General features: G+C 66.2%; 1 protein-coding gene and 2 pseudogenes. All 3 read right to left on the bottom strand.

Annotation, left to right across the window (positions count from 1 at the left end):
- The coding region (locus tag WA944_RS01800) for an ABC transporter ATP-binding protein (RefSeq protein WP_526646172.1) at positions 1 to 847 on the bottom strand (847 nt) is incomplete at its 3' end.
- A pseudogene (locus WA944_RS01795) lies at positions 837 to 1,829 on the bottom strand (branched-chain amino acid ABC transporter permease). The gene WA944_RS01800 and the pseudogene WA944_RS01795, both read right to left, overlap by 11 nt.
- Before the next feature lie 3 nt (positions 1,830 to 1,832).
- A pseudogene (locus WA944_RS01790) lies at positions 1,833 to 2,031 on the bottom strand (branched-chain amino acid ABC transporter permease); the annotation flags it as partial.

Raw genomic sequence — 2,031 nt, 5'->3', positions numbered from 1 at the left:
CCTGATCGTGGTGGCTACCGAGATAGGCGTCGACCACCGCGGGGTTGTCGGCCAGTGCGTCCGGTGGTGACTCGGCGATGATCGAGCCCTGGGCCATCACCACCACCCAGTCACTGATGTCGCGGATCACATCCATGTCGTGTTCGACGAAGATCACCGTCATCCCTTCCTCACGAAGGGATTTGACGTGTTCGAGCAGGCTCTGGGTCAGCACCGGGTTGACCCCGGCCATGGGTTCGTCGAGCATCACGACCTTGGGATCGCTCATCAGAGCCCGCGCCATCTCCAGCAGCTTGCGCTGTCCGCCCGACAGCGAGCCGGCCATGTCCTCGGCCTTGGTGTCCAGCTTGAACCGGTGCAACATCTCGTACGCACGTTCGGTGATCTGCGCCTCCTGGCCACGCCAGGTCATCGGCAGCAGTGACGACAGGATCCGTTCGCCGATCTGGTGCTGCGCGCCCAGCCTGACGTTGTCGAGCACCGACATCCGCGCCAGCGCCTTGGTGAGCTGGAACGTCCGCACCACCCCGCGGCGCGCCACCTGGTGGGGGTGCATCTTCCCGAGGTTCTCGCCGTCGATCTTCCAGCTGCCGGTGTCGGGCCGGTCGAATCCGGTGAGCAGGTTGAACAGCGTCGTCTTGCCCGCCCCGTTCGGCCCGATCAGCCCGGTGATGGCGCCGCGTTGCACCTCCAGATGGTCGACGTCGACGGCTTTGAGGCCACCGAAGGATCGGGAGACGCCGTCCACCATCAGGATCGGGTCGGGCTTGGGGGATCCCGGTTCGGCCGGGGTCGCGGCGAACAGGGCGGCACGATCGGCGGCGGGCACGGGCGACTCATCGGCCATCGAACTGCAACTCCCGTTTTCGTCCCAGCAGCCCCTGCGGTCGGAACACCATCAGCACCGCGATCAGGATCCCCAGCAGGATGAACCGGGTGGCGCCGACCTGCGCATCGGTCAACGGCAGCAGCGGATCCGGGCCTGCGATCGCCTGGCGCAGGACGGCGTCCGGTACCGCGAGCAGGAACCAGAACAGCATCGCGCCCACCACCGGACCGAACACTGTGGCGGCACCGCCGAGCAGCAGCGCCCCGAACGCGTAGAAGGTCTGCGCGGTCGAGTAGAAGTCGGGGTGGATCGACTTGGTCTGCAGCGCGTTGAACACCCCGCCCATGCCGCCGATCACACCGCCGAGTACCAGGGCCTGCAGCTTGTAGACGAACACGTTCTTGCCGAGTGCCCGCGCGGCGTCCTCATCCTCGCGGATGGCGCGCAGCACCCGGCCCCAGGGGCTGTGGGAGAGCAGGTAGACGAAGAAGCACAGCACCAGCACCAGCGTCCAGCCCACCAGCATCGCCCAGACGTCATCGCCGACGAAGTTCACGCCGAGGATCGAGTACTGCTTGCTGGAGTCGAACGGGCTGAACCGGGTGAACGGGTCGGCGAACCCTTACACCCCGTTCCTCGACCCGGTCACCGAGTCCGACGCCGTCGACCGGAAGACCACTCGCAGCACTTCCGCGGAGGCGATGGTTGCGATGGCCAGATAATCGGCGCGCAGGCGCAGCGTCGGAATGCCCAGCACGATCGCCAGGGCACCGGCCGCCAACAGCCCGACGAGTATCCCCACCCAGAGGGGCTGCTGGTAGGTGACGGTCATGATGCCGACGCCGTACCCGCCGAGCAAGGCGAAACCGATCTGTCCGAAGTTCAACAGACCGGTATAGCCGAAGTGCAGGTTCAGCCCGATGGCGAGCAGCGCGTAGAAGATCGCCGACGGTCCGATCAGCTGCGCGAACGATGCCTGCAGGGCGGAGACGAGATCCATGGATCACCCGATCCTTTCCCGCGAGCCCAGGATTCCCTGCGGCCGTGCGACGAGGATGAGGATGAGGATGAGCAGGCCGCCGATGTACTTGAGGTCGGGGTTGATCACCAGGGTCGACAGCTGCACCAGTAGACCAACGATGAGGCATCCCAGCAGCGCGCCGTAGGCGGTGCCAAGGCCGCCGAGGATGATTCCGGCGAAC

Source organism: Mycobacterium sp. (assembly GCF_049683355.1).
Taxonomy (GTDB): domain Bacteria; phylum Actinomycetota; class Actinomycetes; order Mycobacteriales; family Mycobacteriaceae; genus Mycobacterium.
This window is presented reverse-complemented; position numbering and strand designations above follow the sequence as displayed.